Source organism: Pseudomonas sp. MOIL14HWK12:I1 (assembly GCF_000510705.1).
Classification (GTDB): domain Bacteria; phylum Pseudomonadota; class Gammaproteobacteria; order Pseudomonadales; family Pseudomonadaceae; genus Chryseomonas; species Chryseomonas oryzihabitans.
This window is the reverse complement of record NZ_AZNY01000009.1, coordinates 153,165-180,067: the sequence shown is the minus strand read 5'-3', so window position 1 is coordinate 180,067 and position 26,903 is coordinate 153,165. Positions and strand designations below refer to the sequence as shown.

The window sequence follows — 26,903 nt, the reverse complement described above, 5'->3', positions numbered from 1 at the left end:
TCAGGAATGGCGAAAATCGGCGAAAAAGGCAGCGACGCGGCGTGGATCCAGGTCCTGCCAGCGGGCCGGATTCCAGTGCGGCGTGCGGTCCTTGTCCACCAGCATGGCGCGCACCCCCTCGACGATCTCGCCCTTTTCGAACCAGCGGCGATCCAGGTGCAGCTCCAGGGCGAAGCACTGTTCCAGCGACAGCCCGCCGCCCTGGCGCAGCAACTCCAGGGCAGTGGCGACCGCCAGCGGCGAACGGGCGTCCAGGGTGGCGAGGGTCTCCTGCGCCCAGTCGCGATAGGCGGGGCGCTGCTCCGCCTCCAGGCTGGCGCGCAGCTCCTCGACGGTGGCCGCCGCAAAGTGCTCGGCGATGGCCGGGCGCAGATCGGTCAGGCGCGCGGCTTCGGCCGGCGCCGCGGCGAATTCCTGCAGCAGGGCGGCCAGGTCGGTGGGGCCCTGGGCAGTGGCTGCCTCCAGGCGCTGCAGCAGGTCGGCGTTGGCCGCTTCGGGAATGAAGACATCGGCCAGGCCGGCGGCCAGGGCATCGGCCGGACCGATCTGCACGCCGGTCAGGCCCAGATAGAGACCCAGGTGGTCGGGCAGGCGCGGCAGGAAATGGCTGGCGCCGACGTCGGGGAAATAGCCGATGGCGGTTTCCGGCATGGCCATGCGGGTGCGCTCGCTGACGATCCGCAGCCGCGCCGCCTGGACCAGGCCCATGCCGCCGCCCAGCACCAGCCCCTGGGCCAGGGCCAGCACCGGCTTGGGATAGCGGTGCAGCGCCAGGTCGAGGGCGTATTCCTCGGTGAAGAAGGTCAGGTGCAGGTCATCGCCGCGCTGGTAGCTGTCGTACAGCGCCCGGACATCGCCGCCGGCGCAGAAGGCCTTGGGCCCGTTGCCGCGGAGCACGATCACCCGCACGCCCGGGTCCTGCTCCCAGTCGCGCAGCGCCCCGTGCAGGGCGCGCACCATGTCCAGATCCAGGGCATTGAGCCCGGCCGGGCGATCGAGGGTCAGGTAGCCGACCCCGCCGCGTCTTTCCAGCAGTACCTTGGCGTCGCTCATGCACCGTCCTCGTCCAGGTAGTCCTGGATGATGGCCGAGAAATCCAGCCCGCCGCCACCCGCGCGGCTGAATCTCTGGTAGAGCTGTTGCGCCACTGCGCCGAGGATCACCGGCTGCTGCACGGCGCGCGCTGCCTCGGTGGCCAGGCCCAGGTCCTTGAGCATGAGGTCGGCGGCGAAGCCGCCCTGGTAGCCGCGCGAGGCCGGCGCCTGGGGCAGTACGTCCGGATAGGGGTTGTTGACCTCCGAACTCCAGCAGCGCCCGCTGCTGGTATTGATCACTCCGGCCAGGGTCTTGGCGTCCATGCCCAGGCGGGTGCCCAGGGCCATGGCCTCGGCCACCCCGATCATGGAGATGCCCAGCAGCAGGTTGTTGGCCACCTTGGCCACCTGGCCGTTGCCGCTGGCGCCGCAGTGCACCAGGTTGCGGCCCATGGCGGCCAATAGTGGCTGGGCGCGCTGGAAGCCGGCTTCGTTGCCGCCGACCATGAAGGTGAGGGTGCCCGCCGCGGCGCCGCCGGTGCCGCCGGAGACCGGTGCGTCCAGCAGTTCCAGGCCGCGTTCGGCGGCGGCACTGGCCACCGCCCGGGCGCTGAGCGGATCGATGGTGGAGGAATCGATCAGCAGGGTGCCCGGCCGGGCCCGGGCGATCAGCCCGTCGTCGCCCAGGTAGACCGTCTTCACATGGGCAGCCGCGGGCAGCATGGTGATGATCACTTCCGCGCCGCTCTCGGCGACGGCGGTGGGCGAGGCGGCGACCTCGGCGCCTTCGGCGCGCAACGCGTCCAGGGCGGCGGTGGAAAGGTCATAGACGGTCAGCTGATGGCCGGCCTTGAGCAGGTTGCGGGCCATGGGCGCGCCCATGTTGCCCAGTCCCAGAAATCCCAGATGCATGCTGGCGTCTCCCTTACTTGAGGGTGATGGTGGTGTTGACGACCCCGGCGCTGCCGACGTCCTGCTCGTCGGGCCAGCGCGTGGTGATGGTCTTGGTCTGGGTATAGAAGAGCACCGCCTGCTTGCCATAGGGCCCCAGGTCGCCCAGCTTGGAGGCGCGCGAACCGCTGAAGGAGAACAGCGGCACCGGCACCGGGATGGGCACGTTGATGCCGACCTGGCCGACGTCGATGTCTTCCTGGAAGCGTCGCGCCGCGGCGCCGGAGCGGGTGAAAAGGGCGACGCCGTTGCCATTGGGGTTGGCGTTGATCAGGGCGATGGCCTCGTCGAGGGTGGCCGCGTGCATCACGCAGAGCACCGGTCCGAACAGCTCTTCGCGATATAGGGTCATGTCGGTGGTCACCCCGGAGAACAGCGTCGGGCCAACGAAGTTGCCCTTCTCGTAGCGCTCGACCTGGATGTTGCGACCGTCCAGCTCCAGGGTCGCGCCTTCGCTCACGCCGCGCTCGATCAGGCCGCTGACCCGGTCCAGCGCCTGGCAGGAGATCAGCGGGCCGACATCGGTGCCGTGCTCGTGACCTGCCCCCACCTTGAGGCTGCGCGCCTTGGCCACCAGGTCCGGCACCCAGCTGTTGGCTTCGCCCACCAGCACCACCACCGAGACCGCCATGCAGCGCTGACCGGCCGCGCCGAAGGCGGCGCCCACCAGGTTGGCCAGCGTCTGCTCGCGGGGCGCGTCGGGCATCACCACCGCGTGATTCTTGGCGCCCATCATGCACTGGACGCGCTTGCCGGCTTCGCTGGCGCGGCGATAGACGTGGGTGCCCACGCGGGTGGAGCCGACAAAGGACAGCGCCTTGATGTCCGGATGATCGCAGAGGGCGTCCACCACCGCCGGTCCGCCATGGACCACGTTGAGCACCCCGGGCGGCACCCCGGCTTCCAGTGCCAATTCGGCCAGGCGCATGGTCACCAGCGGATCCTGCTCCGACGGCTTGAGGACAAAGGTGTTGCCGCAGGCGATGGCCATGGGAAACATCCACAGCGGAATCATCGCCGGGAAGTTGAAGGGGGTGATGCCGGCGCACACGCCCAGGGGTTGCAGCAGGGTGTAGGTGTCCACCCCGCTGGCGACATTGTTGGCCAGCTCGCCCAGCTGCAAGTTGCCGATGGCCGCCGCGTGCTCCACCACCTCCAGGCCGCGGAAGACATCGCCCTCGGCGTCGGCCAGAGTCTTGCCCTGTTCGGCGGTGAGCAGCGCGGCCAGTTCGCTCATGTGCTCGCGGATCAGCTGCTGATAGCGCAGGAAGATGCGCGCCCGGGCGCCGATGGGCGTCTTGCGCCAGGTGGCGAAGGCCGCCTTGGCACTGGCTACGGCGCGCTGCACCTCCTCGGCGGTGGCGAAGGGCACCCGCGCCAGCACCTCCTGGGTCGCCGGATTGATCACCTCGCGGCTTTCGCGGCTGGTGGAGGTGACGAACTGGCCGTCGATCAGCAGCGGCACGTCTTTGATGGCGGTCTGGGTCATGACAGGGATTCCTGAGCGGTGGCCGGGGTGGCCGGGGTGGCCGGGGCAGGGTGGGCGGCGAAGTCTTCTTCGGCGTAGTCGTGGAGGTCGGCGCTGCCGCCGGCGCGGCGCTGGGCCTCGCCGAGGCGCAATTCGATGCGGCGGATCTTGCCGGACAGCGTCTTGGGCAATTCGCTGACGAATTGCAGGCGGCGTACCCGCTTGTAGGGCGACAGGCAGCCGCGGGCGAAGCCGAGCAGCTCCTGCGCGAGTTCAGGCGAAGGCGAATGGCCGGCGGCCAGGATGACGAAGGCCTTGGGCACATTGAGGCGCAGGGGGTCGGGGCTGGGCACCACCGCCACCTCCATCACCGCCGGGTGCTCGATCAAGGCGCTCTCCAGTTCGAAGGGGCTGATGCGGTAGTCCGCCGACTTGAAGACGTCATCGGCGCGGCCGACGAAGGTGATGTAGCCCTCGGCGTCGCGCACCGCGGTATCGCCGGTGCGGTAATGGCCGTCGCGCATCACCTCGGCGGTCTTTTCCGGGCTGTCTTCGTAGCCCAGCATCAGCCCGGCCGGCCGTGGTTGCAGGGACAGGGCCACCTCGCCGTCGTCGCCCGGCCGGCCATCGGCATCCAGCAGCGCGATGTGACACCCGGGCAGCGGGCGCCCCATGGAGCCCGGCTTGAGCGGCTGTCCGGGGGTGTTGCCCACCAGGGCGGTGGTTTCCGACTGGCCGAAGCCGTCTCTCAGGATCAGCCCCCAGGCCGCCTGCAGGCTGTCGATGATCTCGGGATTGAGCGGTTCGCCCGCGCCGACCAGCTCGCGCAGCTGCAGGCGCTCGCGATAGGCGGCGAGATCCTCCTGGATCAGCATCCGCCACACCGTGGGCGGCGCGCAGAGGCTGGTGACCGGATAGCGCGCCAGCACCTCCAGCAGCGCCTGGGGCTTGAAGCGCGGCACGTCATGGATGAACACGCAGGCGCCGGCGTTCCAGGGCGCGAAGACGCAACTCCAGGCATGCTTGGCCCAGCCGGGGGACGAGATGTTGAGGTGCACATCGCCCGGTTGCAGACCGATCCAATACAGGGTGGACAGGTGCCCGATCGGATAGCTGCTGTGACTGTGCAGCACCAGCTTGGGCCGCGAGGTGGTCCCCGAGGTGAAGTAGAGCAGCAGCGGATCCGTGGCGAGGGTCGGGCCATCCGGCAGGAAGTCGCTGGCACAGGCGGCCGGCGCATAGGGTTGCCAGCCGGCCACCGGCGCCCCGACGCAGATGCGGGTGAGGCCGGCATCCAGACTGGCGCAACGCTCCGTGTGCGCACTGCCCACCACCAGGTGGGCGATGCGCCCGCGCTGCACCCGATCCTGCAGATCGGCGTCGCTGAGCAGGGTGGTGGCGGGCACCACCACGGCGCCCAGCTTGAAGGCGCCGAGCAGCGTCTCCCACAGCGCCACCTCGTTGCCCAGCATCACCAGGATGCGTTCGCCGCGGCGCACACCCTGGGCGCGCAGGAAATTGGCGGTGCGATTCGACGCCTGGCGCAACTCGGCGAAGCTGTAGCGCTCTTCCCGGCCCTCGGCGTCGAGGCGCCACAGCGCCGGACCGGCATGCTCCTCTGCAAGGCGATCGAAATGGTCCAGCGCCCAGTTGAACTGTTCCAGTTGCGGCCAGCGGAAATCGCGGACGGCGGTGGCGTAGTCGGTGCGATGGCGCAGCAGGAAGTCCCGCGCTTCGCGAAAGGCGTCGCCGGCCGTCATGGGCGATACCCCGCGGCCTGCAGGGGCGGGAGGGAAGGGCAGCGTCCGGCCTGGCGCCGGGATGGGGCGTGAGGGTGGGTCATGGTGGCCTGCTCGTTATTGTTGTTGGCTAGCAGAGGTTCGCGCCATCACCGCTCGTGACGCGACCTGGTAAGCAGTATAGTTCCGGCAAAAGTCTCCTGGCTTCCGACAAAAACGCCCGACCGATATGCAAAAATCCAATAACCCGGCTGCGCGTCTCGACTGGGACGACCTCAGATTCTTCCTCGAAGTGGCGCGCACCCAGAAGGCCAGCGCGGCCGCCCGGCGCCTGGGGGTCGACTACACCACCGTGTCGCGGCGGATCGCCGCCCTGGAGAAGGCGCTGGGCGCGCTGCTGTTCGAGAAGTCGCGCAGCACCGGCTTCAGCCTCACCATGGAAGGCCAGCGCCTGCTGGTGCACGCGGAAACCCTGGAGAGCACCCTGCAGACCGCCTGCGAGCAGATCTCCGATACCCGGCTGGCGCCTTCCGGCCAGGTGCGCATCGGCGCCACCGAAGGCTTCGGCAGCTACTTCGTCGCGCCCCAGCTGAGTTTCTTCCAGGATCGCTATCCGGGCATCACCCTGGAGGTGCTGCCGGTGCCGCACTTCGTCAATCTCTCGCGCCGCGAAGCCGACATCGCCATCACCCTGGAGCGGCCCGAGCGCGGGCCCTACGTCTGTCGCAAGCTCTGCGACTACCGCCTGCGGCTCTATGCCACCGCCGACTACCTGGCCAGCCATCCGCCCATCGCGCAGCTGGCCGATCTGCAGCGTCATAGATTCATCACCTATGTCGACGATCTCGCCTTCAGCCCCGAGCTGCTCTATCTGGAGCGGATCCTGCCCGAGGCCAGCAGCGGCCTGCGCAGCACCAGCGTGATCGCCCAGTACCAGGCGGCCCTGTGCGGGCACGCCCTGGCGATCCTGCCGTGCTTTGTCGCCGAGCCCGATCCGCGGCTGGTGGCGCTGCTGCCGGAGCAGATCCAGATCACCCGGCAATTCTGGCTCTATTACCGCGAAGACCTGCGCCGCCTGCGGCGCATCACCCTGGTGACCGACTACCTGCGCGCCTGCACCGACGCCAATCGCGACTTCCTGCTGGGTGAAACCCGCACGCCAGTGCTGGGCTGGCCGACGCCCTGAAGCCCGTTGCCGATCGGTGCGGCACCCCGGGACCCGGCTGGGGTCTCAGAGCTGTCGGTCGTCCGTCGACGGCCTCCAGTGAACAGATGGGAACGGCAATGGAACGATATCAGGCATTGAGTCAGGCGCTGAGCAAGGCGGCCGAGCGGGAAGAAGCCTATTGGCAGGGACTGGAGCGCCGCCTGCATGAATTGCCGGATTGCTTCACCCGCTACCTGGGCCTCACCCCGGCCGATCAGGTGGATGCCGGGCTGGGCCTGGAAAAGCGCGTGGATGGCAATATCGTGCGCGAACTGGAGGTCTATGCCCGCTATGACCTCACGGTGATCGTCGATGACCTCGCCGGCACGCCCCAGACCTTCGCTATCGGCCTGTCCTTCTTCTATACCAATGACCACTTCGTGCTGAAGGAGCGCGAGGGCGAATTCTCCGTCGCCCTCGAACCCCAGGACGATCCCGACCGCTTCTGGGCCGAAGGCTGCCGCGAGATCTACGACTCCCTGGCGCGCCGCATCCGCGGCAAGACCCTGCCGGCCATCGAGTAACCCGCGGTTCGCATCCGTCAGACCGGCGTGACCAGGCGCCCCTCGGCGAAATAGCGCTCCACGTTGGCCAGCACCAGGTCGGCCATGGCCTGGCGGGTCTCGTGGGTGCCGCTGCCGAGGTGCGGGGTGAGCACCACGTTGTCCAGCGCCAGCAGGGCCGCGGGTACCTCGGGCTCCTCGGCGAAGACATCCAGGCCGGCGCCACCCAGGCTGCCCGCTTGCAAGGCGGCCACCAGGGCGGGCTCGTCGACTACGCTGCCGCGGGCGATATTGATGAGATAGCCGTGCGGTCCCAGGGCGGCGAGGATCCGGGCGTCGACCAGCTTGTCGGTGGCTGGTCCGCCGGGCAGCGACAGGACGAGGAAATCCGCCGTCTTCGCCAGGTCTTCCAGCTCGGCATGATAACGATAGGGGACGTCCGGCTGCGGTTGGCGTCCGTGATAGGCCACCTCCATGCCGAAAGCTTCTGCCCGCCGGGCGATGCTCTTGCCGATGTTGCCCAGGCCGACGATGCCGCAGGTCTTGCCGGCCAGGCGCGAGGTCAGCGGAAACTTACCCTGCCGCCAATCGCCGCGGCGCACGAAACGATCCGCGGCGCTGATGCCCCGCGCCACGTCGATCAGCAGGGCGAAGGCGGTGTCGGCGACGCAGTCGTCCAGCACGCCAGGCGTGTTGCTCACCACCACGCCCAGATCCCGTGCCGCGGCGATGTCGATGCTGTCGTAGCCCACCCCGAAGCTGAACACCGCCTGCAGACCGGGCAGGGCGCTCATCAGCTCGCGTGTTGCACCGTGCACACCGGAAGTGACCAGGGCCACCACGTCCTGGCCACGCGCGGCGAGCAGGGCGGCCTGATCGGGTGCCTCCCAGAGTCGCAGCACCTCATGGCGTGAATTCAGGGCGTCCTGCAGGGCAGGCAACAGCGGACCTACCTGCAGCAGCAGCGGACGTTCGTTCTGTTCAGGCATCTCTAGACTCCTTGAAGAGGCAGGGGCGGCGAATCCGCCCCTGAAGGGGGAGGACCTAGCCCAGCAGCTGCAGGCCAAGCTGAATCGCGACCCAGATCGCCAGCAGGGTGGCAAAGCCCAGCGCCAGGTTTTCGAACCAGTTGTTGCGGTACTTGTCGCCCAGCAGCGACTTCTGGTTGGACATGATCAGCAGACCCAGGGAGATCACCGGCAGGCCGACGATGTTGAGGGCATTCACGCCGATGGTCAGGGTCACGAAGTCGGGCATGCCCGGCAGCGACCACACCAGCGGCGTCACCAGGATGAAGAGCAGGAACCACTTGTGCGCCGGGTCCTTGTGAAAGGTCTTGCCATAGCGTTCGCGGCGCTCCGGACGGATGTGCTGCAGGGCATCGGTGATCAGCATGGGAAAGGCGGTGGTCTTGCCCACCACGCTGGCGAACAGGGTGGCGAAGACCCCGGTGAAGAAGATCAGCCAGCCGCCGGCGCCAAAGAACAGCTCCAGGGCCGCGCCCAGGTCACTCAGGGTGTTCACCTGCAACCCATTGGGTCTGAGGATCTCCACCCCGACCACCCAGATCGCCAGGTTGATGACGATGCCGACCACCACCGCGAAGAGCAGGTCGTTGCGCTGGATGCGCTTGTGTTCCGGGCCGGTCCAGCCCTTTTCCTTCATCACATAGGGATGCACGAAGTTGGCGATGGAGCCGGCCACGGCGCCGATCACCGATACGGCGACCAGCAGGGCGCCGTGCACGCCTTCGTCCGGCGGAATGCTGAAGCCAATGGTGCCGCGCAGGATGCCGCCCAGGTCCGGACCCGACATCACCGCCAGGGTGATGAACGCCAGCGTCATGACCGCCAGCAGCAGTTTCATCACGCCCTCGATCAGCGCATAGAAATTGCGGCCCACCAGCAGCCAGACCGCGATCACCACCGCCGCCGAGCAGAGCAGCGGCTGGTCGAGGTGGAGCAGGGTGGCCAGGGCTTCGCCCGCGCCCTTGAGCATATAGGCATTGGTCAGGTGCCCCATGATCAGCGCATAGCCGAGCATGAACCAGGCGAACGCCGGGTGCAGCTGGGCATAGCCTTCCAGGATCGACATGCCGCGGTTATTGCACAGCTGGAAGCGGGCAATGATGTTGACGATGAGAAAGCGCAGCAGCAGGGACACCGCCAGCACCCACATCATGGCGTAGCCGTAGTTGGCGCCCGCCACCGAGGAGGTGATGAGGTCCCCGGCGCCCAGCCAGGACAGCACCGCGATGATGCCGGGGCCCAGCAGCTTCGCCAGGCGGCGCAGGCCGGAGCCTTGCGCCTTGTTCAGGGTTACGGATTTTTCGACGGAACCGGATCGCTCCATGGGGGCGGCTCTCCTAACGATTGTTGTTGTTGTGAATGGGCCGCAGGCGGCATTTTCGTTAGCTTGCCCTCTGGGTTTAGCACTACATACGACGTCGTACAACTTTAAGCGGGCGACAAAATGTTGCCTTCCTCGGGCTCGGCCGGGCTCGCTTCGGTGGCACCCGTACGCACCGCTGGATCAAGCCAGGTGACTTCGCCTGAGACTGTCTCTAGAATGGTCGCCCTTGATTCTGGGGGGTCGGAGTGCCGGCCTGTTCTTGTGCCACGAGGAATATCCATGCAAGTTTCCGTTGAAAACACCTCTGCTCTCGAGCGTCGCATGACCATTGGCGTGCCGGCCGAGCGTATTGAAACCGAAGTGAACAAGCGTCTGCAGCAGACTGCACGGCGTGCCAAGGTTCCCGGTTTCCGCCCGGGCAAGGTACCCATGAGCGTCATCCGCCAGCGCTACGAAGCCTCGGCTCGTCAGGAAGCCTTGGGTGATCTCATTCAGGAAACCTTCTACGAAGCCGTTGTCGAGCAGAAGCTCAACCCGGCCGGCGCACCCGCCGTCGAACCCAAGGTGTTCGAAAAGGGCAAGGACCTGGAATACGTCGCCACCTTCGAAGTCTTCCCCGAGTTCGAAGTGAAGGGCCTGGACGGCATCGAGATCGAGCGTCAGGACGCAAGCGTCGAAGACGCCGACATCGACAAGATGCTCGACGTGCTGCGCAAGCAGGGCACCCGCTACGAAGCCGTTGACCGCGCTGCCGCCAACGACGACCAGGTCACCATCGACTTCGTCGGCACCCAGGACGGCGAAGCCTTCGCTGGCGGTTCCGCCGAAGGCACCAAGCTGGTGCTGGGTTCGGGCCGCATGATCCCCGGTTTCGAAGACGGTCTGATCGGCGCCAAGGCCGGTGACGAGCGCGTGCTCGACCTGACCTTCCCCGAGGACTACCAGAACCTGGATCTGGCCGGCAAGGCCGCCCAGTTCAAGGTCACCGTCAAGGAAGTGGCCGCGCCCGAGCTGCCTGAGCTGAACGAAGCCTTCTTCAAGCAGTTCGGTGTGGAAGAGACCACCGTCGAAGGTTTCCGCGCCGAAGTGCGCAAGAACATGGAGCGCGAGCTGCGCCAGGCCCTCAAGACCAAGGTCAAGAACCAGGTCATGGACGGTCTGCTGGCTGCCAACCAGATCGACGTCCCGGCTGCCCTGATCAGCAACGAAGTGGATCGTCTGCGCGTCCAGGCCGTCCAGCAGTTCGGCGGCAACATCCAGCCCGAGCAGCTGCCGGCCGAGCTGTTCAGCGAGCAGGCCAAGCGCCGCGTGCTGCTGGGTCTGATCATCGCCGAGATGGTCAAGCAGTTCGAGCTCAAGCCCGATGACGCCCGCGTTCGCGAGCTGATCGAAGAGATGGCGGCGGCCTACCAGGAGCCCGAGCAGGTAGTGAAGTGGTACTACCAGAACGAGCAGCAGCTGAACGAAGTGCGTTCGGTTGTACTGGAAGAACAAGTCGTGGATACTGTCCTCAAGCAGGCAAAAGTCACCGACAAGCAGGTCTCCTACGAGGACGCGGTCAAACCGGCCGAGGCTCCGCAAGCAGCCTGATCTGCCTCCAGTTGCTAGTTCACCTAAGCCAGCCTCGTGCTGGCTTATGTGTTTTTGACAGGTCATCCAGATAGGGAGCTAGTGCAGGACATGTCCCGCAATTCATACATGCAATCCATGCCCGATATTCAAGCCGCTGGCGGTCTGGTACCCATGGTGGTGGAGCAATCCGCCCGGGGCGAGCGCGCTTACGACATCTACTCCCGGCTGCTCAAGGAGCGGGTCATCTTCCTGGTCGGCCAGGTCGAGGACTACATGGCCAACCTGGTCGTCGCCCAGCTGCTGTTCCTGGAAGCGGAGAATCCTGACAAGGACATCCACCTCTATATCAACAGCCCGGGTGGTTCGGTGACCGCCGGCATGTCGATCTACGACACCATGCAGTTCATCAAGCCCGACGTTTCCACCATCTGCATCGGCCAGGCCTGCAGCATGGGCGCCCTGCTGCTGGCAGGCGGCGCCGCCGAGAAGCGTTTCTGCCTGCCGCACTCGCGGATGATGATTCACCAGCCCCTGGGCGGTTTCCAGGGTCAGGCTTCGGACATCGAAATTCACGCCCGTGAAATTCTGACCATCCGCGAGCGTCTGAATAAGGTGCTGGCGCATCACACCGGTCAGCCGATGGACGTGATCGCCCGCGATACCGACCGTGACAACTTCATGAGTGGCCCCGAAGCCGTCGCCTACGGCCTGATCGACAAGGTCCTCGAGAAGCGCAACATCCCCGCCTGACCCCGCCTCGACCACCTGCCCAGACGCCGGTCGTTTGGGCAGGTAGGCTTGAAAAACCGTGCAATAGGCTCCATCTTGTTGATGTAAGCACATTCCATTGGATCGATCGAATGACAGATACGCGCAATAGCGACGATAACGGCAAGCTGCTTTACTGCTCCTTCTGCGGCAAGAGTCAGCACGAAGTACGTAAATTGATCGCTGGACCCTCCGTCTTCATCTGCGACGAATGCGTCGACCTGTGCAATGACATCATCCGCGAGGAAGTCCAGGAAGCTCAGGCCGAAAGCAATGCGCACAAGCTGCCAGCGCCGAAGGAAATCAGCGCCATCCTCGACCAGTATGTCATTGGTCAGCAGCGTGCCAAGCGGGTCCTCGCCGTTGCCGTCTACAACCATTACAAGCGTCTGAATCAGCGCGAGAAGAAAGACGACGTCGAACTGGGCAAAAGCAACATCCTGCTCATCGGTCCGACCGGTTCGGGCAAGACCCTGCTGGCGGAAACGCTGGCGCGCCTGCTCAACGTACCTTTCACCATCGCCGATGCCACCACTCTGACCGAAGCCGGTTACGTGGGTGAAGACGTCGAGAACATCATTCAGAAGCTGTTGCAGAAGTGCGATTATGATGTGGAAAAGGCCCAGATGGGCATCGTCTATATCGACGAGATCGACAAGATCTCGCGCAAGTCCGACAACCCCTCCATCACCCGTGACGTCTCGGGCGAGGGCGTGCAGCAGGCGCTGCTGAAGCTGATCGAAGGTACCGTGGCGTCGGTTCCGCCCCAGGGTGGCCGCAAGCATCCCCAGCAGGAATTCCTGCAGGTCGATACGCGCAACATCCTGTTCATCTGTGGCGGCGCCTTCGCCGGCCTGGAAAAGGTCATCCAGAACCGTTCCACCAAGGGCGGCGGCATCGGCTTCAATGCCGAGGTGCGCAGCCAGGAACTGGGCAAGAAGATCGGCGAATCCCTGCGTGACGCCGAGCCCGAGGATCTGGTCAAGTTCGGTCTGATCCCCGAGTTCGTCGGTCGTCTGCCGGTCATTGCGACCCTGGACGAGCTGGATGAACCTGCACTCATGCAGATCCTGACCGAGCCGAAGAACGCCCTGACCAAGCAGTACGCCAAGCTGTTCGAGATGGAAGACGTGGATCTGGAATTCCGTCCCGACGCGCTCAAGGCGGTTGCCCGCAAGGCGCTGGAGCGCAAGACCGGTGCCCGGGGTCTGAGATCCATCCTCGAAGGCATCCTGCTCGAGACCATGTACGAGATTCCTTCGCAGAAGGAGGTCAGCAAGGTGGTCATCGACGAGAGCGTCATCGACGGGAGTTCCCAGCCGCTGCTCATCTACGAGAACAGCGAGCCCGCCAAAGCGGCGCCGGACGCGTGACAAAAGGGGCTTCGGCCCCTTTTTCATTTCAGCGACGGTTGTATTTTGCGGCGCCCAACCTCATGTTAGAGAAAACCGAGGCCTTAACCGCATCTGCGGCCGATTATTTGCCGAGACCCGTATCCCATGACTACGACGATAGAACTTCCCCTGCTGCCCCTACGTGACGTAGTGGTCTATCCCCACATGGTCATCCCATTGTTCGTCGGAAGGGAAAAGTCCGTCGAGGCCCTCGAGGCCGCCATGGCTGGCGACAAGCAGATCCTGCTGGTCGCGCAGAAGAATCCCGGCGACGACGATCCCGCCGCGGATGACATGTATCACATGGGTACGGTCGCCACCGTTCTCCAGCTGCTCAAGTTGCCCGACGGCACCGTCAAGGTCCTGGTCGAGGGCGAGCAGCGTGGCCGTATCGAGTCCTTCGTCGAGAACCAGGCCTATGCCCGTGCCCTGGTCACCCTGATCGAGGACAGCGAAGCCCCGGATCGCGAATCCGAGGTGTTCTCGCGCAGCCTGATGAGCCAGTTCGAGCAATACGTGCAACTCGGCAAGAAGGTCCCCGCCGAGGTGCTGTCTTCCCTCAACAGCATCGAAGATCCCAGCCGCCTGGTCGATACCATGGCCGCGCACATGGCGCTGAAGATCGAGCAGAAGCAGGAGATCCTCGAGATCACCGAGCTGGGCCCCCGCGTCGAGCACGTGCTGGCCCTGCTGGATGCGGAAATCGACCTGCTGCAGGTGGAAAAACGCATCCGTGGCCGCGTCAAGAAGCAGATGGAGCGCAGCCAGCGCGAGTACTACCTCAACGAACAGATGAAGGCCATCCAGAAGGAATTGGGCGACATCGATGAAGGACACAACGAGGTCGACGACCTCAAGCGTCGCATCGAGGCCGCCGGTCTGCCGAAGGATGCCCTCGCCAAGGCCAATGCCGAGCTGAACAAGCTCAAGCAGATGTCGCCCATGTCGGCCGAAGCCACCGTGGTGCGCTCCTACATCGACTGGCTGGTGAACGTGCCGTGGCAGGCCGAGAGCAAGGTGCGTCTGGACCTGGGCCGCGCCGAGGAAGTCCTCGACAAGGACCACTACGGTCTCGAGGAAGTGAAAGAGCGCATTCTCGAATACCTCGCCGTGCAGAAGCGCGTGAAGAAGGTGCGGGGCCCGGTGCTGTGCCTGGTCGGTCCGCCCGGCGTGGGCAAGACCTCGCTGGCCGAGTCCATCGCCCGCTCCACCGGTCGAAAGTTCGTGCGCATGGCCCTGGGTGGCGTGCGTGACGAAGCCGAGATCCGTGGTCACCGCCGCACCTACATCGGCTCCATGCCGGGTCGTCTGATCCAGAAGATGACCAAGGTCGGGGTGCGCAACCCGTTGTTCCTGCTCGACGAAATCGACAAGATGGGCAACGACATGCGCGGCGATCCCGCCTCCGCATTGCTCGAGGTCCTGGATCCGGAGCAGAACCACACCTTCAACGACCATTACCTCGAGGTGGACTACGACCTCTCCGACGTGATGTTCGTCTGCACCGCCAACTCCATGAACATTCCGGCGCCGCTGCTGGACCGCATGGAAGTCATTCGGCTGCCTGGCTACACCGAGGACGAGAAGGTCAACATCGCCACCCGCTACCTGATTCCCAAGCAGGTCAAGGCCAACGGCCTGAAGAAGGGCGAGGTGGAATTCGATGAAGCGGCCCTGCGCGACATCATCCGCTACTACACCCGTGAAGCGGGCGTGCGCAGTCTGGAGCGTCAGGTGGCCAAGGTCTGCCGCAAGGTGGTCAAGCAGCACGCCCTGAACAAGGAGCGTACCGCCAGTGTCACCGTGGACACCCTGGAGCACTGGCTGGGCGTCCGCAAGTTCCGCTACGGTCTGGCCGAGCAGCAGGATCAGATCGGTCAGGTCACCGGCCTGGCCTGGACCCAGGTGGGTGGCGAATTGCTGACCATCGAGTCCGCCGTGGTCCCCGGCAAGGGTCAGATGATCAAGACCGGTTCGCTGGGCGACGTGATGGCCGAGTCCATCACCGCGGCCCTGACGGTGGTCCGCAGCCGTGGTCGCAGTCTGGGTATCCCCAGGGACTTCCACGAGAAGCACGACATCCATATCCACGTTCCCGAAGGCGCCACGCCCAAGGACGGTCCGAGTGCCGGTATCGGCATGTGCACGGCGCTGGTGTCGGCGGCCACCCGCATTCCGGTACGCGCCGACGTGGCCATGACCGGCGAGATCACCCTGCGTGGTCAGGTGCTGGCCATCGGCGGCCTCAAGGAAAAGCTGCTCGCAGCCCACCGCGGCGGCATCCGTACCGTGATCATTCCGGAAGAAAACGTCCGGGATCTGCGGGACATTCCGGACAACATCAAGGCCGACTTGCAGATCAAGCCGGTCAAATGGATTGACGAGGTCTTGGAGGTTGCGCTGCAATACACGCCGGAGCCGCTTCCGGACGATGGTCCGGAGCTCGTCAGCAAGGACGAGAAGCGGGATCAGGAAGGCAAGGAGCGCGTCAGTACCCACTGACGGCGCCCCTGGGCTTGATGGGCGGGCCCCCAGCTGAAGCTGCTGGTGTTCCGCCGTCCTGCTGGATGCAAGGTCCTTGATCGACGAAAAGGCGCATCTCGAGATGCGCCTTTTCGCTATTTGCTATTCGACGATTTCGCCATGGCCGGTCCGGCCACAGCTCGTGGGGGGAACATGCTACAAAACATCAGGGACCGTTCGCAGGGATGGATTGCCAAAGTCATCATCGGATTCATCATCCTGCTGATGGCACTGACCGGCTTCGAAGCGATCATCCGCGCCACGGGTCACCAGGGCGCCGTCGCGCTGGTCAATGGCGACGAGATCAAGCAGACGGAGCTGGCCCAGGCCGTGGAAATGCAGCGTCGCCAGCTGCAGCAGCAACTGGGGCAGGGGTTCGATCCGTCCACCCTGGATGACCGTCTGCTGCGCGAATCCGCGCTCAAGGCACTGATCGACAAGCAACTGCTGCTGCAGAGCGCCAAGGCCGATCGCTTCGCCTTCTCCGAGCAGGCACTGGATCAGCTGATCCTCAATACCCCCGAATTCCAGACCGAAGGGCGTTTCGATCCGCAGCGCTTCGATCAGGCCGTTCGCCAGATGAACTACAACCGCCTGCAATTCCGCGATCTCCTGCGCGACGAGATGCTGATCGGTCAGCTGCGCGCCGGCATCGTCGGCAGCAACTTCGTCACCGATGCCGATATCGAGGCCTTTGCGGCCCTCGAACGGCAGACCCGTGACTTCGCCCTGCGTACCGTCAAGGCCTCGCCGGCCGGCATCACGCCGACCCAGGACGAGATCCAGGCCTACTACGACAGCCACAAGAACGCCTTCATGACCCCCGAGCAGGTGGTCATCGAGTACGTCGAGCTGAAGAAGGATGCCTTCCTGGCCAAGGCCAAGGTCGACGAAAGCCGCCTGCAGGCCGCCTACAAATCCGAGATCGCCAATCTGTCGGAGCAGCGTGACGCCGCCCATATCCTCATCGAGGTCAATGACAAGCAGAACGACGAGCAGGCCAAGGCCAAGATCCAGCAGATCCAGGAACGCCTGAAGAAGGGCGAGGACTTCGCCAAGCTGGCCAAGGAGTTCTCCCAGGACCCGGGCTCGGCGGCCAATGGCGGTGACCTCGGCTTTGCCGGTCGCGGCGTCTATGATCCGGCCTTCGAAGAGGCGCTCTATGCGCTGGCACCGCAGCAGGTGTCGGCTCCGGTGCGCACCAGCTTTGGCTGGCACCTGATCAAGCTGCAGGGCGTACAGGCACCGGAAGTGCCCACCCTGGCCAGCGTCCGGCCGCGTCTGGAACAGCAGCTCAAGGCGGAAGACGCCGATCGCCTGTTCGTGGAAGCGGGCCGCAAGCTGGAAAGCTCCGCCTATGAGTCCTCCGACCTGGGCCAGCCGGCCCAGGAGCTGGGCCTGCAGGTCAAGACCAGCGCGCCCTTCGGTCGTGAAGGCGGCGAGGGGTTGACCGCCAACCGCCAGGTGATCGAGGCGGCTTTCAGCGAAGACGTCCTGCGCAACGGGGCCAACAGCACCGCGCTGCAACTGGATCCGGAGACCCTGGTGGTGATTCGTGACAAGGAGCACCGTACGCCGCAGCTGCAACCTCTGGATGCGGTCAGAAATGAGATCGTGACCCGCCTGACCCAGGAAAAGGCCGCAGCCGTGGCCAAGCAGACGGGTGAGCAGCAGCTCAAGACCCTGCGCGACGGCGGCAAGGCCGTGGCGGGCGACTGGCGTACCGTCGAAGCCGCCACCCGCAACCAGGAGGGTATCGATCCTCAGGTGTTGCAGGCGGCCTTCCGCATGGCCAAGCCGGAAGGCGACAAGCCGTCCTATGCCGGTGTCAGCCTGCAGAACGGTGACTTCGTCCTGATCCGGCTGCAGGGTGTCGGGGTGCCCAAGGAAGCCCTGAGTGCCGAGGATAAGGCGTTGTATCGTCGCTACCTCGCCTCGCGCGCCGGCCAGGTCGATTTCGCGGCCTACCGTCGGGCCCTGGATGCCAAGGCCGAGATCAAGCATCTCTGATACGAAAAAAGCCCGGGAAACCGGGCTTTTTCTTGGGCGGTGGTAACGCGGTCCAGGCCTCTCCGGTGGCGCCCTCAGGGGAGAGCGGGGCTGCGGGCGTTACTGAACCAGTTCCTGCTCGTCGAACAGGCCATCGAAGAGCATCGTCGACAGATAGCGCTCACCGGAATCCGGCAGGATGACCACGATGGTCTTGCCCTGCATCTCCGGCGTCTCGGCCAGCCGGACCGCGGCCGCCATGGCGGCGCCGCAGGAGATGCCACAGAGAATGCCTTCCTCGCGCATCAGGCGCTGGGCCATCAACTTGGCCTGCTCATCGCTCACCTGCTCGACGCGATCGACCATGGCGAGGTCCAGGTTGCCGGGTACGAAACCGGCGCCGATGCCCTGGATCTTGTGCGGGTTGGGCTTCACCTCGGCACCGGCCAGGGTCTGGCTGATGACCGGCGAGGTTTCCGGCTCCACGGCGACCGAGAGGATCGGCTTGCCCTTGGTGTTCTTGATGAAGCGCGAGATGCCGGTCAGGGTACCGCCGGTACCGACGCCGGCCACCAGCACATCGATGGCGCCATCGGTGTCGTTCCAGATCTCGGGGCCGGTGGTTTTTTCATGGATGGCCGGGTTGGCCGGGTTGTCGAATTGCTGCGGCATGAAATAGCGATCGGGCTCGCTCTCGGCGATCTCCCGCGCCTTCTCGATGGCGCCCTTCATGCCCTTGGCCGGCTCGGTCAGCACCAGCTCCGCGCCCAGCGCCTTGAGCACCTTGCGCCGCTCCAGGCTCATGGAGGCCGGCATGGTCAGCACCAGGCGGTAGCCACGGGCGGCGGCGACATAGGCCAGGCCGATGCCGGTATTACCCGAGGTGGGCTCCACCAGGCTCATTCCGGGCTTGAGCAGCCCCTTGGCTTCGGCGTCCCAGATCAGGTTGGCACCGATACGGCATTTGACCGAATAGCCCGGATTGCGTCCCTCGATCTTGGCGAGCAGGGTGACGCCCTTGGGGCCGAGGCGATTGATGTAGACCAGCGGCGTGTTGCCGATGGACTGGGCGTTGTCAGCGAAGATGCGGCTCATGGCGGATCCTGTACGGCGCGGAAAACTCGCAGCCTAGGCCTTGCGTCCGATGGCGTCCAGCCCAGGTGCGGCGTGCTATCGTCAGGCGAAACAGCTGCCGAGGATCAGTGATGGCCTTTCAGGGTACCGAGCGTTATGTGGCCACGGCCGAACTCAGTCTGGCGGTCAATGCCGCCATCCAGCTGGGGCGTCCGCTGCTGGTGAAGGGCGAGCCGGGCACCGGCAAGACGCTGCTGGCCGAGCAGGTGGCCGAGAGCCAGGGGGCGCGGCTGATCACCTGGCACGTCAAGTCCACCACCAAGGCGCAGCAAGGGCTCTATGAGTACGACGCTGTGAGTCGCCTGCGCGATTCCCAGCTGGGGGATCCCCGGGTGCAGGAGGTGGCGAACTACATCAAGCCGGGCAAGCTGTGGGACGCCTTCACCGCCGAGGATCCGGTGGTGCTGCTGATCGACGAGATCGACAAGGCCGACATCGAGTTTCCCAACGACCTGCTGCTGGAACTCGATCGCATGGAGTTCCATGTCTACGAGACCGGCGAGACCATTCGTGCCCAGCGGCGACCCGTCATCATCATCACCTCCAACAACGAAAAGGAACTGCCGGACGCCTTTCTGCGCCGCTGCTTCTTTCACTTCATCCGCTTTCCCGAGCGCGACACCCTCGAACGTATCGTCCAGGTGCACTATCCCGATCTCCAAGGGCGCCTGGTCAAGGAGGCGCTGGATCTCTTCCTCGACCTGCGCAGCGTGCCGGGGCTGAAGAAGAAGCCGTCCACCTCGGAGCTGGTGGACTGGCTGGCGCTGTTGCTGGGCGATGAGGCGGCGCAGCGGGCGCTGCACGGCGAGGGCGGTCTGCCGCCCCTGGCAGGTGCCCTGGTAAAGAACGAACAGGATCTGCAGTTGCTCGAACGCCAGGCCTTCATGCGCCGGCGGCGGAGCTGAGCGCGGCATGTTCCTCGATTTCTTCACTCGACTCAGGGCCGCGGGCATCCCGGTGTCCCTGGGCGAACTGCTGGATCTGCACGCTGCCCTGGATGCCGGCCTGGCGGTGGCCGATCCCGAGGCCTTTTATCTGCTGGCGCGCGCCCTGCTGGTCAAGGACGAGCGCTTCTTCGACCGTTTCGACCAGGTCTATGCCGGCGAGCTGGCCAGGTCGGAGCGTGCGCCGGATGCGCAGGCGCTTCCCGCGGATTGGCTGCGGCTGGAGCTGCAGCGGCGGCTGTCGGAGGAGGATCGCCAGCGGCTGCAGGCCCTGGGTGGCCTCGATGAGCTGCTCGAGACCCTGCGGCAGCGTCTTGCCGAACAGCGCGAGCGGCACGCCGGCGGTAACAAATGGATCGGCACGGGCGGTACCAGTCCCTTCGGCAGCGGTGGCTACAATCCCTTCGGTGTGCGCGTGGGCGAAGCTGGTACCCGCCAGGGGCGGGCGGCCAAGGTCTGGGAGCAGCGCGACTTCCGCAATCTGGATGACCGCGCGCCCCTGGACCGCCGCAACCTGCAACTGGCCCTGCGCCGGCTCAGGCGCTTCGCTCGCCAGGGTGCGGCAGCGGAATTCGATCTGGAGGAGACCGTCGCGGCCACGGCGCGCGAGGGCGGGCTGCTGGACGTGCGCTATCGCCCGGAGCGGCACAATGCGACCAAGGTGCTCCTGCTGCTCGATGTCGGCGGCTCCATGGACCTGCATGTACAGCTGTGCAGCGAGCTGTTCAGCGCCTGCCGCCTGGAGTTCCGCCACCTGGAGTACTACTACTTCCACAACTGCGTCTACGAACGCGTCTGGCGGGACAATGCCCGGCGCCACGAAGAGGGGCTGGCGACCGGCGAGCTCCTGCGCCGCTATGGCGCGGACTACCGCCTGGTGATCGTCGGCGATGCCAGCATGGGGCCCTATGAGCTCACCCACCCGGGGGGTAGCGTCGAACACTGGAACGAAGAGCCCGGCGCGCTCTGGATCCAGCGGCTGTGCCAGCACTTTCCGCGGGCTGCCTGGCTCAATCCCTATCCACGCGATGGCTGGGATTTCAGCACCTCCATCGGCCTGTTGCGCGAGCTGATGGGGCAGCGCATGTTCCCCCTGACCGGCGAAGGCCTGGGCGAAGCCATCCGCAGCTTGACCCGCCCATGAAAAAACCCGGCCTTGGCCGGGTTTTTTCATCGCTCGAACTCAGCGCTGGCCGTAGCGGCGCAGGGCTTCGATGCGGTCTTCCAGCGGCGGGTGGCTCATCAGCAGACCGGCCAGGCCGTTCTTCAGCGAGCCATTGATGCCGAAGGCGTTCAGGGTGTCGGGCATCTGCACCGGGATACCCTGTTCGGCACGCAGGCGCTGCAGGGCGCCGATCATGGCGTTGGGGCCGGCCAGGCGCGCACCGGCTTCGTCGGCGCGGAATTCGCGTTTGCGCGAGAACCACATGACGATGATGCTGGCCAGGATGCCCAGGACCAGTTCGGCGACGATGGTGGTCACGAAGTAGGCGATACCGTGGCCTTCCTCGTTCTTGAAGATGGCCTTGTCGACGAAGTTGCCGAAGATCCGGGCGAAGAACATCACGAAGGTGTTCACCACGCCCTGGATCAGCGCCAGGGTCACCATGTCGCCGTTGGCGACGTGGCCGATCTCGTGGGCCAGCACCGCACGCACCTCTTCGGGCGAGAAACGCTCGAGCAGGCCCTGGCTGACCGCGACGAGGGCGTCGTTGCGGTTCCAGCCGGTGGCGAAGGCGTTGGCCTCGTAGGCCGGGAAGATGCCGACCTCGGGCGTCTTGATGCCGGCTTCGCGGGCCAGCTCTTCGACGGTCTGCAGCAGCCACTGCTCATGGCGGGTACGCGGCTGGCTGATGACCTCGGTGCGGGTGCTCATCTTCGCCATCCACTTGGAGATGAACAGCGAGACCAGCGAGCCGGCGAAACCGAACACGGCACAGAACACCAGCAGACTGCCATAGTTCTGACCGGTGTAGCGATCCACGCCAAGCACCTTCAAGGTGATGCTGGCAACGATCAGCACCGCCAGGTTGGTAGCCAGAAACAACAGAATGCGCATCATGGTGGGGTACAGCTCCTCACAGGTTTATCTGCCGGCTATATAAGGTTCCGTCCCGGTCCGTTCAACGTTTCCACTATTGCAAACTGTGTCGTCTGCCGGCCGGTTGGGCTGGCGGCGGCCAGCGCGCGAGCGCCAGCGCCGGTTGACGCCGCTGGGGGTGCCAACCGGTGAAAGACCCGGAAATGCTTTGCCGCTACTGGGCGTAGCCGCCGAGGAAGTTGCCGATGCGGCCGATCGCCTGCTCCAGGTCATCGACGCGGGGCAGGGTGACGACACGGAAGTGGTCGGGCCAGGGCCAGTTGAAGGCGGTGCCCTGGACCACCAGCAGCTTTTCCGACAGCAGCAGGTCGAGGACGAATTTCTCGTCGTTGTGGATGGGGCAGACCTTGGGATCGATCCGCGGGAAGGCGTAGAGAGCGCCCATCGGCTTCACGCAGCTGACCCCGGGGATGTCGTTGAGCAACTCCCAGGTGCGATTGCGCTGTTCCAGCAGGCGCCCGGGCGGCAGGACCAGGTCGTTGATGCTCTGGTAGCCGCCCAGCGCGGTCTGGATCGCGTGCTGCGCCGGCACGTTGGCGCACAGGCGCATGTTGGCGAGGATGTCGAGGCCTTCGATATAGCTGTGGGCGCGGTGCTTGGGCCCCGAGACGATCAGCCAGCCCGACCGGAAGCCGGCGACGCGATAGGACTTGGACAGGCCGTTGAAGGTCAGGCACAGCACGTCCGGCGCCAGGGAAGCGGTGGAGATGTGCTGGGCCTCGTCGTAGAGGATCTTGTCGTAGATCTCGTCGGAGAACAGCACCAGGTTGTGCCGCCGCGCCAGCTCGACGATGCCTTCCAGCACCGCCTTGGAGTAGACCGCACCGGTGGGGTTGTTCGGATTGATCAGCACCAGCGCCTTGGTGTTGCTGGTGATCTTGGCTTCCATGTCGGCCAGATCGGGGAACCAGCCGGCCTGTTCGTCGCACAGGTAGTGCACCGGCTTGCCGCCGGCCAGGCTGACCGCGGCGGTCCACAGCGGATAGTCCGGCGCCGGGATCAGCACCTCGTCGTTGTTGTTGAGCAGCGCCTGCATGGCCATGACGATCAGCTCGGAGACGCCATTGCCCAGGTAGATGTCTTCGATGCCGACACCCTCGATGCGCTTCTGCTGGCAATACTGCATCACCGCCTTGCGCGCGCTGAACAGGCCCTTGGAGTCGCTGTAGCCCTGGGCGGTCGGCAGATTGCGGATGACGTCCTGCAGGATCTCCTCGGGCGCCTCGAAGCCGAAGGGCGCCGGATTGCCGATGTTGAGCTTCAGGATGCGGTGGCCTTCTTCTTCAAGGCGCTTGGCATGCTTGAGGACCGGGCCGCGGATGTCGTAGCAGACATTGGCGAGCTTGTTCGACTTGGAGACCTGCATGGGGAAATGAATCCTGGAAAAGGGCGAGAAAAACTCGGCGGGGACGGACGCCGACCGGCGCTTGGCAGCATCCGGGGGCGGATGCCAGACTGAGCGGGAATCATACGGCCGCATCGCCTGTTACAAAAGATGCGCCGGCATCCAGAGAGGTCATCATGGAAAAAGTACAGCGTAGCCCGGAAGACTGGCGTGAGCGCCTGACCGACGATCAGTTTCGCGTCTGTCGCCTGGCCGCCACCGAAAGACCCTATACCGGTGCCTACTGCAACACCAAGACGCCCGGCGTCTATCACTGCGCCTGCTGCGAGCTGGCGCTGTTCGACTCCAGCACCAAGTTCGATTCCGGCTGCGGCTGGCCCAGCTATTACGCACCCATCGATGGCGAGGCGGTGCGGGAAAAGGAAGACTTCAGCCACGGCATGCACCGCGTCGAGGTGCTCTGCGCCCGCTGCGACGCCCATCTGGGCCACGTCTTCCCCGACGGTCCGCCGCCGACCGGCCTGCGCTACTGCATCAACTCGGTGGCGCTGCAGCTGCAAGCCAGGGCATCCGCGTGATCAGGGACCTCCTCAGCCTGCCGTTCGAGACCGCCGATGGCCAACGGGCCTGCCTGGCCGACTGGCCGGCGCGGGCCTATCTGGTGGTCAACACCGCCAGCCGTTGTGGCTTCACTCGCCAGTACGACGGCCTCGAGGCGCTGCAGCAGCGCTATCTGGCCGAAGGACTGCGAGTGATCGTCTTTCCCTGCAATCAGTTCGGCGGCCAGGAGCCAGGCAGCAATGCCGAGATTCAGACCTTCTGCCTGACCCGCTTCAACGTCAGCTTTCCGGTGATGGCCAAGCTCGACGTCAATGGTGACGGTGCCCATCCGCTGTTCGTCGCGCTGAAAAAGAGAGCGCCAGGGCTGTTGGGTGGCGCGATCCGCTGGAACTTCACCAAGTTTCTCGTCACGCCGGCGCAGGGGCGTGTGCAGCGCTTCGCGCCCATCACCCGTCCGTCTCAGCTGGAAAAGCATGTCCGCCAGGCGCTGGCCTCCTAGGGGGCCCTCCAGCCGGGCTTTGTCTGGATGGTAAAAGTCATACGATAATGCCCGGCCTGAAGGGCGGCTGACCCGCTTTCTCTTTTCGTCAAGGATCATCCCCGTGAATGCCTCCCTAGAAGACTTTCTGCTCCACGCCCGGCAGGTGCTGGAGCGCCTCGAACCCCTGTTGCCCCATCGTCGCGAACCGCTGGACTGGCAGCACTGCTATGCGGCGCGCTGGCGTCGAGAAGGCCATGGCGGCTATCTGCAGCCGCTCGAGGTCAATCTGGAACTGCGCCTGGCCGATCTGCTGGGTATCGATCGCCAACGCGATCAACTCGCCCGCAACACCCGTCAGTTCGTGGCCGGACTGCCGGCCAATCACACGCTGCTGTGGGGCGCCCGGGGCACCGGCAAGTCGTCGCTGATCCGGGCGCTGCTGGCGGAATATGCCGGCGAGGGTCTGCGGCTGATCGAAATCGAACGCGACGATCTCGCCGATCTGCCGCGCGCCGTTGAGCAACTCGCCGGTCAGCCGCAGCGCTTCGTGGTGTTCTGCGATGACCTCTCCTTCGACTCCGGCAGCGACGACTACCGGGTGCTCAAGAGCGTGCTGGACGGCTCCCTGGAGCAGGCGCCGGACAACGTGGTGCTCTATGCCACCTCCAATCGCCGCCACCTGGTGGCCGAGCGGCAGAGCGACAATGCCAACTGGGAGCACGTCGACGGCGAACTGCACCCCAGCGAAGCGGCCGAAGACAAGATCGCCCTGTCGGATCGTTTCGGCCTCTGGCTGTCCTTCTATCCCTTTACCCAGGATCACTATCTGGCCGTGGTGCGCCACTGGTGCGCGGCCCTGGCCGGCAAGTCCGGACTGCAGCTGGAGTGGTCGGAAGAAGCGGATCGCGAGGCCATCCGCTGGGCGTCCGGTCGCGGCAACCGCAACGGTCGCTGCGCCTATCAATTCGCCCGGCAGTGGGTCGGGCTTAAACTCTTGGAGAAAGCATGACCGTAGAACTGACGGGCGTAGGGGCCGGACTCGAGGGCTATGCCATGCTGGCCGCCCAGGTCGAAGCCCTGCTGGCCGGCGAGCGCAATCTGGTGGCCAATGCCGCCCAGCTGTCGGCCTTCATCTATCAGGAAGTACCGGACCTGAACTGGGCCGGTTTCTATTTCGTCGAGGGTGACGACCAGCTGCTGCTCGGCCCCTTCCAGGGCAAGGTGGCCTGCATGCGCATTCCCTTCAGCAAGGGCGTGTGCGGCGCGGCGGCCCGCGAGCGGCGTACCCAGCGCGTCGAGGACGTCCATGCCTTTCCCGGGCATATCGCCTGTGACGCCGCGTCGCGCAGCGAACTGGTGGTGCCGCTGGTCCAGGGCGGTCGCCTGATCGGCGTGCTGGATCTGGACAGTCCGCATCCGGCGCGCTTCAGCGCCGCGGATCAGGCCGGTATCGAAGCCCTGGTAGAGGCGTTTCTGGCCGCGACCGATTGCTGATCGACGGGGAGGGCAGGGAAGCCCTCACTCGTAGTCGTTCTTCTTGCGCCAGCTGTCGTCCTTGAGCGTATCCACGCTGTCCGACAGCTCGTTGGCGCTGCTGCTGGCCTGCTCGGCCAGTTCGCTCTGCTGGCGTTTCACCTGGGCGATCTGCTCCTCCAGATGGGCTAGCAACTCGGTATAGCGCTCGGGTTGCTGCTGCTTGCGAATTTGCATGATCGCCCGCTCGTAGGACTGACGCGCCTGGATGTAGTGCTCGCTCTTGATCTGCTGTTCGGCCTGGTAGCGGAAGAACTCCACATAGGTCGCCGTGAGCAGATAGCGCATCTCGCCGACCCAGCGCTGCGCCTCCTGGCCGTCGAGAATGCCGATCTGGTTGGCATGGGCGACGAGTGCATGGAGCATCTCCATGTAGCCGCGGACTTCCTTGACCCGCGCCTCGGTATGCACCGGCCGGGCCGCGTTGGCGACTTCGATGTCATCGCCCTTGGCCAGGACTTCTTCCAGTTCGGTCTTGCGCGCGGTGAGACTGGCGGAAGGGGCCTGCAGGGCGGCGAGGCGCGCGATCAGCCCCAGTTCGATGCGATGGAACAGCTGCTTTAGCGCCGGGGTCATCAGCTGCCCGGGCAGGCTGCCGCCCAGCTGGGCGCAGCGCTTGATGCGGTCGGTGAGGTCGGCGACCAGGCGCTGCTTTTCCAGGCGTCCCGCTTCGAGCTTCTGGTTGACGAAGGCGATCATGATCAACAGGAGGATGCCAAGCCCCACTACCGCTGCAATCATCGTTGAGGACATGACCTTCTCCATGGTGCTTGCCCGCCGTTTGTCGTACGAGCGAAGTCGTTGATTTGAAAAGTATTTAATCAGCTATTGACGCCCAGGGTAAGGCTCCCTAGAATGCGCGCACTCCCAACGGCGGCAAGCGTCAGCCGAGTGGTAGGCCGGAGTCCTCAGGGATTCTACCTGGTCCCCTTCGTCTAGTGGCCTAGGACACCGCCCTTTCACGGCGGTAACAGGGGTTCGAGTCCCCTAGGGGACGCCAAAAATTGCGGGAATAGCTCAGTTGGTAGAGCACGACCTTGCCAAGGTCGGGGTCGCGAGTTCGAGTCTCGTTTCCCGCTCCAAATACAGTCCGGTTGCCTCAGGGCAGGCGGATGCAAGGTGAAAGGCCTTGCGGAAAGAGGTTTCGTCCCCTTCGTCTAGTGGCCTAGGACACCGCCCTTTCACGGCGGTAACAGGGGTTCGAGTCCCCTAGGGGACGCCATATTGCGGGAATAGCTCAGTTGGTAGAGCACGACCTTGCCAAGGTCGGGGTCGCGAGTTCGAGTCTCGTTTCCCGCTCCAAA

23 protein-coding genes and 4 tRNA genes are annotated in these 26,903 nt (G+C 65.1%); 17 read left to right on the top strand and 10 right to left on the bottom strand.

The features are described 5' to 3' along the window. Genes PSEK12I1_RS0108130 through PSEK12I1_RS0108115 form a run of 4 tightly spaced genes read right to left on the bottom strand, consistent with a single transcriptional unit; the run spans position 1 to position 5,213 of the window. Positions 1 to 1,053, bottom strand: a complete 1,053-nt coding sequence (locus PSEK12I1_RS0108130) for an enoyl-CoA hydratase/isomerase family protein (RefSeq protein ID WP_027597699.1) — start codon at positions 1,051 to 1,053, stop codon at positions 1 to 3. Beyond that, positions 1,050 to 1,946 carry a 3-hydroxyisobutyrate dehydrogenase gene (gene mmsB / locus PSEK12I1_RS0108125; protein WP_027601235.1) on the bottom strand — a complete coding sequence of 299 codons (897 nt, stop codon included), beginning with the start codon at positions 1,944 to 1,946 and terminating at the stop codon, positions 1,050 to 1,052. The genes PSEK12I1_RS0108130 and mmsB overlap by 4 nt, the downstream gene beginning before the upstream one ends. A gap of 13 nt (positions 1,947 to 1,959) precedes the next feature. Further along, positions 1,960 to 3,474, bottom strand: coding sequence for a CoA-acylating methylmalonate-semialdehyde dehydrogenase (locus tag PSEK12I1_RS0108120; RefSeq protein ID WP_027601234.1), 1,515 nt, complete (start codon positions 3,472 to 3,474; stop codon positions 1,960 to 1,962). After that, positions 3,471 to 5,213, bottom strand: a complete 1,743-nt coding sequence (locus PSEK12I1_RS0108115) for an AMP-binding protein (protein WP_027601233.1) — start codon at positions 5,211 to 5,213, stop codon at positions 3,471 to 3,473. Before PSEK12I1_RS0108115 ends, PSEK12I1_RS0108120 begins: the two co-directional genes overlap by 4 nt. A gap of 208 nt (positions 5,214 to 5,421) precedes the next feature. Here PSEK12I1_RS0108115 and PSEK12I1_RS0108110 point away from each other — a divergent pair, with 208 nt between their 5' ends. Both PSEK12I1_RS0108110 and PSEK12I1_RS0108105 read left to right on the top strand, forming a co-directional pair. Beyond that, entirely contained in the window at positions 5,422 to 6,378 is a 957-nt protein-coding gene (locus tag PSEK12I1_RS0108110) for a LysR family transcriptional regulator (RefSeq protein ID WP_027601232.1), read from the top strand. 98 nt (positions 6,379 to 6,476) lie between these two features. Next, the gene (locus PSEK12I1_RS0108105; RefSeq protein WP_169742432.1) at positions 6,477 to 6,923 is read left to right on the top strand and encodes a hypothetical protein; all 447 of its coding nucleotides are present in this window, start codon (positions 6,477 to 6,479) and stop codon (positions 6,921 to 6,923) included. Positions 6,924 to 6,940: 17 nt separating this feature from the next. On the opposite strand, the gene PSEK12I1_RS0108100 is transcribed toward PSEK12I1_RS0108105, so the two are convergent. Together PSEK12I1_RS0108100 and PSEK12I1_RS0108095 are read right to left on the bottom strand one after the other, a co-directional pair. Further along, positions 6,941 to 7,891, bottom strand: coding sequence for a 2-hydroxyacid dehydrogenase (locus PSEK12I1_RS0108100; RefSeq protein ID WP_027601231.1), 951 nt, complete (start codon positions 7,889 to 7,891; stop codon positions 6,941 to 6,943). Between the two features lie 55 nt (positions 7,892 to 7,946). After that, positions 7,947 to 9,254: an Nramp family divalent metal transporter gene (locus tag PSEK12I1_RS0108095; protein WP_007162220.1), complete on the bottom strand. Its 1,308-nt coding sequence runs from the start codon at positions 9,252 to 9,254 to the stop codon at positions 7,947 to 7,949. Positions 9,255 to 9,533: 279 nt separating this feature from the next. On the opposite strand from PSEK12I1_RS0108095, the gene tig reads away from it, so the two are divergent. The 5 genes from tig (at position 9,534) to PSEK12I1_RS0108070 (ending at position 17,521) form a co-directional block, all read left to right on the top strand. After that, a complete protein-coding gene (gene tig / locus PSEK12I1_RS0108090) occupies positions 9,534 to 10,844 on the top strand; it encodes a trigger factor (protein ID WP_027601230.1) in 1,311 nt (436 codons plus the stop codon). A 90-nt stretch (positions 10,845 to 10,934) separates the two neighbouring features. Continuing rightward, the gene (gene clpP / locus PSEK12I1_RS0108085; RefSeq protein ID WP_007162222.1) at positions 10,935 to 11,576 is read left to right on the top strand and encodes an ATP-dependent Clp endopeptidase proteolytic subunit ClpP; all 642 of its coding nucleotides are present in this window, start codon (positions 10,935 to 10,937) and stop codon (positions 11,574 to 11,576) included. 110 nt (positions 11,577 to 11,686) lie between these two features. Beyond that, positions 11,687 to 12,967: an ATP-dependent Clp protease ATP-binding subunit ClpX gene (clpX, locus tag PSEK12I1_RS0108080; RefSeq protein ID WP_007162223.1), complete on the top strand. Its 1,281-nt coding sequence runs from the start codon at positions 11,687 to 11,689 to the stop codon at positions 12,965 to 12,967. A 126-nt stretch (positions 12,968 to 13,093) separates the two neighbouring features. After that, positions 13,094 to 15,490, top strand: coding sequence for an endopeptidase La (gene lon, locus PSEK12I1_RS0108075; RefSeq protein WP_027601229.1), 2,397 nt, complete (start codon positions 13,094 to 13,096; stop codon positions 15,488 to 15,490). Between the two features lie 174 nt (positions 15,491 to 15,664). Further along, positions 15,665 to 17,521, top strand: coding sequence for a SurA N-terminal domain-containing protein (locus PSEK12I1_RS0108070; protein ID WP_027597704.1), 1,857 nt, complete (start codon positions 15,665 to 15,667; stop codon positions 17,519 to 17,521). Positions 17,522 to 17,620: 99 nt separating this feature from the next. On the opposite strand, the gene cysK is transcribed toward PSEK12I1_RS0108070, so the two are convergent. Next, complete coding sequence (cysK, locus tag PSEK12I1_RS0108065; protein WP_007162226.1) at positions 17,621 to 18,595, bottom strand: cysteine synthase A; 975 nt, start codon at positions 18,593 to 18,595, stop codon at positions 17,621 to 17,623. Positions 18,596 to 18,705: 110 nt separating this feature from the next. Between cysK and PSEK12I1_RS0108060 the strand changes: the two genes are divergently transcribed. Beyond that, on the top strand, positions 18,706 to 19,539 hold the full coding sequence (locus PSEK12I1_RS0108060; protein WP_027597705.1) for a MoxR family ATPase: 834 nt from the start codon (positions 18,706 to 18,708) through the stop codon (positions 19,537 to 19,539). 7 nt (positions 19,540 to 19,546) lie between these two features. Continuing rightward, positions 19,547 to 20,722, top strand: coding sequence for a VWA domain-containing protein (locus PSEK12I1_RS0108055; RefSeq protein ID WP_027601228.1), 1,176 nt, complete (start codon positions 19,547 to 19,549; stop codon positions 20,720 to 20,722). 39 nt (positions 20,723 to 20,761) lie between these two features. On the opposite strand, the gene htpX is transcribed toward PSEK12I1_RS0108055, so the two are convergent. Both htpX and PSEK12I1_RS0108045 read right to left on the bottom strand, forming a co-directional pair. Further along, positions 20,762 to 21,640, bottom strand: coding sequence for a protease HtpX (htpX, locus tag PSEK12I1_RS0108050; RefSeq protein ID WP_007162229.1), 879 nt, complete (start codon positions 21,638 to 21,640; stop codon positions 20,762 to 20,764). Between the two features lie 193 nt (positions 21,641 to 21,833). Continuing rightward, on the bottom strand, positions 21,834 to 23,045 hold the full coding sequence (locus PSEK12I1_RS0108045; RefSeq protein ID WP_027601227.1) for a pyridoxal phosphate-dependent aminotransferase: 1,212 nt from the start codon (positions 23,043 to 23,045) through the stop codon (positions 21,834 to 21,836). Between the two features lie 155 nt (positions 23,046 to 23,200). Between PSEK12I1_RS0108045 and msrB the strand changes: the two genes are divergently transcribed. From msrB to PSEK12I1_RS0108025, 4 genes are all read left to right on the top strand, one after another. Continuing rightward, positions 23,201 to 23,602 (top strand): peptide-methionine (R)-S-oxide reductase MsrB, encoded by a 402-nt coding sequence (gene msrB / locus PSEK12I1_RS0108040; RefSeq protein ID WP_027601226.1) that lies wholly within the window; start codon positions 23,201 to 23,203, stop codon positions 23,600 to 23,602. After that, positions 23,599 to 24,084 carry a glutathione peroxidase gene (locus tag PSEK12I1_RS0108035; RefSeq protein WP_027601225.1) on the top strand — a complete coding sequence of 162 codons (486 nt, stop codon included), beginning with the start codon at positions 23,599 to 23,601 and terminating at the stop codon, positions 24,082 to 24,084. The genes msrB and PSEK12I1_RS0108035 overlap by 4 nt, the downstream gene beginning before the upstream one ends. Positions 24,085 to 24,187: 103 nt before the next feature. After that, positions 24,188 to 25,075: an ATP-binding protein gene (locus PSEK12I1_RS0108030; RefSeq protein WP_007162233.1), complete on the top strand. Its 888-nt coding sequence runs from the start codon at positions 24,188 to 24,190 to the stop codon at positions 25,073 to 25,075. After that, positions 25,072 to 25,560: a GAF domain-containing protein gene (locus tag PSEK12I1_RS0108025; RefSeq protein ID WP_027601224.1), complete on the top strand. Its 489-nt coding sequence runs from the start codon at positions 25,072 to 25,074 to the stop codon at positions 25,558 to 25,560. Before PSEK12I1_RS0108030 ends, PSEK12I1_RS0108025 begins: the two co-directional genes overlap by 4 nt. A 24-nt stretch (positions 25,561 to 25,584) precedes the next feature. On the opposite strand, the gene PSEK12I1_RS0108020 is transcribed toward PSEK12I1_RS0108025, so the two are convergent. Then, complete coding sequence (locus tag PSEK12I1_RS0108020; protein WP_231501052.1) at positions 25,585 to 26,352, bottom strand: hypothetical protein; 768 nt, start codon at positions 26,350 to 26,352, stop codon at positions 25,585 to 25,587. Positions 26,353 to 26,523: 171 nt separating this feature from the next. On the opposite strand from PSEK12I1_RS0108020, the gene PSEK12I1_RS0108015 reads away from it, so the two are divergent. From PSEK12I1_RS0108015 to PSEK12I1_RS0108000, 4 genes are all read left to right on the top strand, one after another. Next, a tRNA-Glu gene (locus PSEK12I1_RS0108015) sits at positions 26,524 to 26,599 on the top strand. A 6-nt stretch (positions 26,600 to 26,605) separates the two neighbouring features. Further along, a tRNA-Gly gene (locus PSEK12I1_RS0108010) sits at positions 26,606 to 26,681 on the top strand. Positions 26,682 to 26,745: 64 nt separating this feature from the next. Then, a tRNA-Glu gene (locus PSEK12I1_RS0108005) sits at positions 26,746 to 26,821 on the top strand. Between the two features lie 4 nt (positions 26,822 to 26,825). After that, positions 26,826 to 26,901, top strand: a tRNA-Gly gene (locus tag PSEK12I1_RS0108000). Positions 26,902 to 26,903 lie beyond the last annotated feature (2 nt).

What these genes read in the sequence shown, in the direction of transcription:
- PSEK12I1_RS0108100 (WP_027601231.1), bottom strand. Translation starts at nt 7,891, where the DNA reads ATGCCTGAACAGAACGAACGTCCGCTGCTGCTGCAGGTAGGTCCGCTG.
- clpX (WP_007162223.1), top strand. Translation starts at nt 11,687, where the DNA reads ATGACAGATACGCGCAATAGCGACGATAACGGCAAGCTGCTTTACTGC.
- PSEK12I1_RS0108020 (WP_231501052.1), bottom strand. Translation starts at nt 26,352, where the DNA reads ATGTCCTCAACGATGATTGCAGCGGTAGTGGGGCTTGGCATCCTCCTG.
- PSEK12I1_RS0108045 (WP_027601227.1), bottom strand. Translation starts at nt 23,045, where the DNA reads ATGCAGGTCTCCAAGTCGAACAAGCTCGCCAATGTCTGCTACGACATC.
- lon (WP_027601229.1), top strand. Translation starts at nt 13,094, where the DNA reads ATGACTACGACGATAGAACTTCCCCTGCTGCCCCTACGTGACGTAGTG.
- PSEK12I1_RS0108055 (WP_027601228.1), top strand. Translation starts at nt 19,547, where the DNA reads ATGTTCCTCGATTTCTTCACTCGACTCAGGGCCGCGGGCATCCCGGTG.
- PSEK12I1_RS0108110 (WP_027601232.1), top strand. Translation starts at nt 5,422, where the DNA reads ATGCAAAAATCCAATAACCCGGCTGCGCGTCTCGACTGGGACGACCTC.
- PSEK12I1_RS0108130 (WP_027597699.1), bottom strand. Translation starts at nt 1,053, where the DNA reads ATGAGCGACGCCAAGGTACTGCTGGAAAGACGCGGCGGGGTCGGCTAC.
- mmsB (WP_027601235.1), bottom strand. Translation starts at nt 1,946, where the DNA reads ATGCATCTGGGATTTCTGGGACTGGGCAACATGGGCGCGCCCATGGCC.
- clpP (WP_007162222.1), top strand. Translation starts at nt 10,935, where the DNA reads ATGTCCCGCAATTCATACATGCAATCCATGCCCGATATTCAAGCCGCT.
- PSEK12I1_RS0108115 (WP_027601233.1), bottom strand. Translation starts at nt 5,213, where the DNA reads ATGACGGCCGGCGACGCCTTTCGCGAAGCGCGGGACTTCCTGCTGCGC.
- PSEK12I1_RS0108025 (WP_027601224.1), top strand. Translation starts at nt 25,072, where the DNA reads ATGACCGTAGAACTGACGGGCGTAGGGGCCGGACTCGAGGGCTATGCC.
- PSEK12I1_RS0108070 (WP_027597704.1), top strand. Translation starts at nt 15,665, where the DNA reads ATGCTACAAAACATCAGGGACCGTTCGCAGGGATGGATTGCCAAAGTC.
- PSEK12I1_RS0108120 (WP_027601234.1), bottom strand. Translation starts at nt 3,474, where the DNA reads ATGACCCAGACCGCCATCAAAGACGTGCCGCTGCTGATCGACGGCCAG.
- PSEK12I1_RS0108060 (WP_027597705.1), top strand. Translation starts at nt 18,706, where the DNA reads ATGGCCTTTCAGGGTACCGAGCGTTATGTGGCCACGGCCGAACTCAGT.
- htpX (WP_007162229.1), bottom strand. Translation starts at nt 21,640, where the DNA reads ATGATGCGCATTCTGTTGTTTCTGGCTACCAACCTGGCGGTGCTGATC.
- tig (WP_027601230.1), top strand. Translation starts at nt 9,534, where the DNA reads ATGCAAGTTTCCGTTGAAAACACCTCTGCTCTCGAGCGTCGCATGACC.
- msrB (WP_027601226.1), top strand. Translation starts at nt 23,201, where the DNA reads ATGGAAAAAGTACAGCGTAGCCCGGAAGACTGGCGTGAGCGCCTGACC.
- PSEK12I1_RS0108105 (WP_169742432.1), top strand. Translation starts at nt 6,477, where the DNA reads ATGGAACGATATCAGGCATTGAGTCAGGCGCTGAGCAAGGCGGCCGAG.
- PSEK12I1_RS0108095 (WP_007162220.1), bottom strand. Translation starts at nt 9,254, where the DNA reads ATGGAGCGATCCGGTTCCGTCGAAAAATCCGTAACCCTGAACAAGGCG.
- cysK (WP_007162226.1), bottom strand. Translation starts at nt 18,595, where the DNA reads ATGAGCCGCATCTTCGCTGACAACGCCCAGTCCATCGGCAACACGCCG.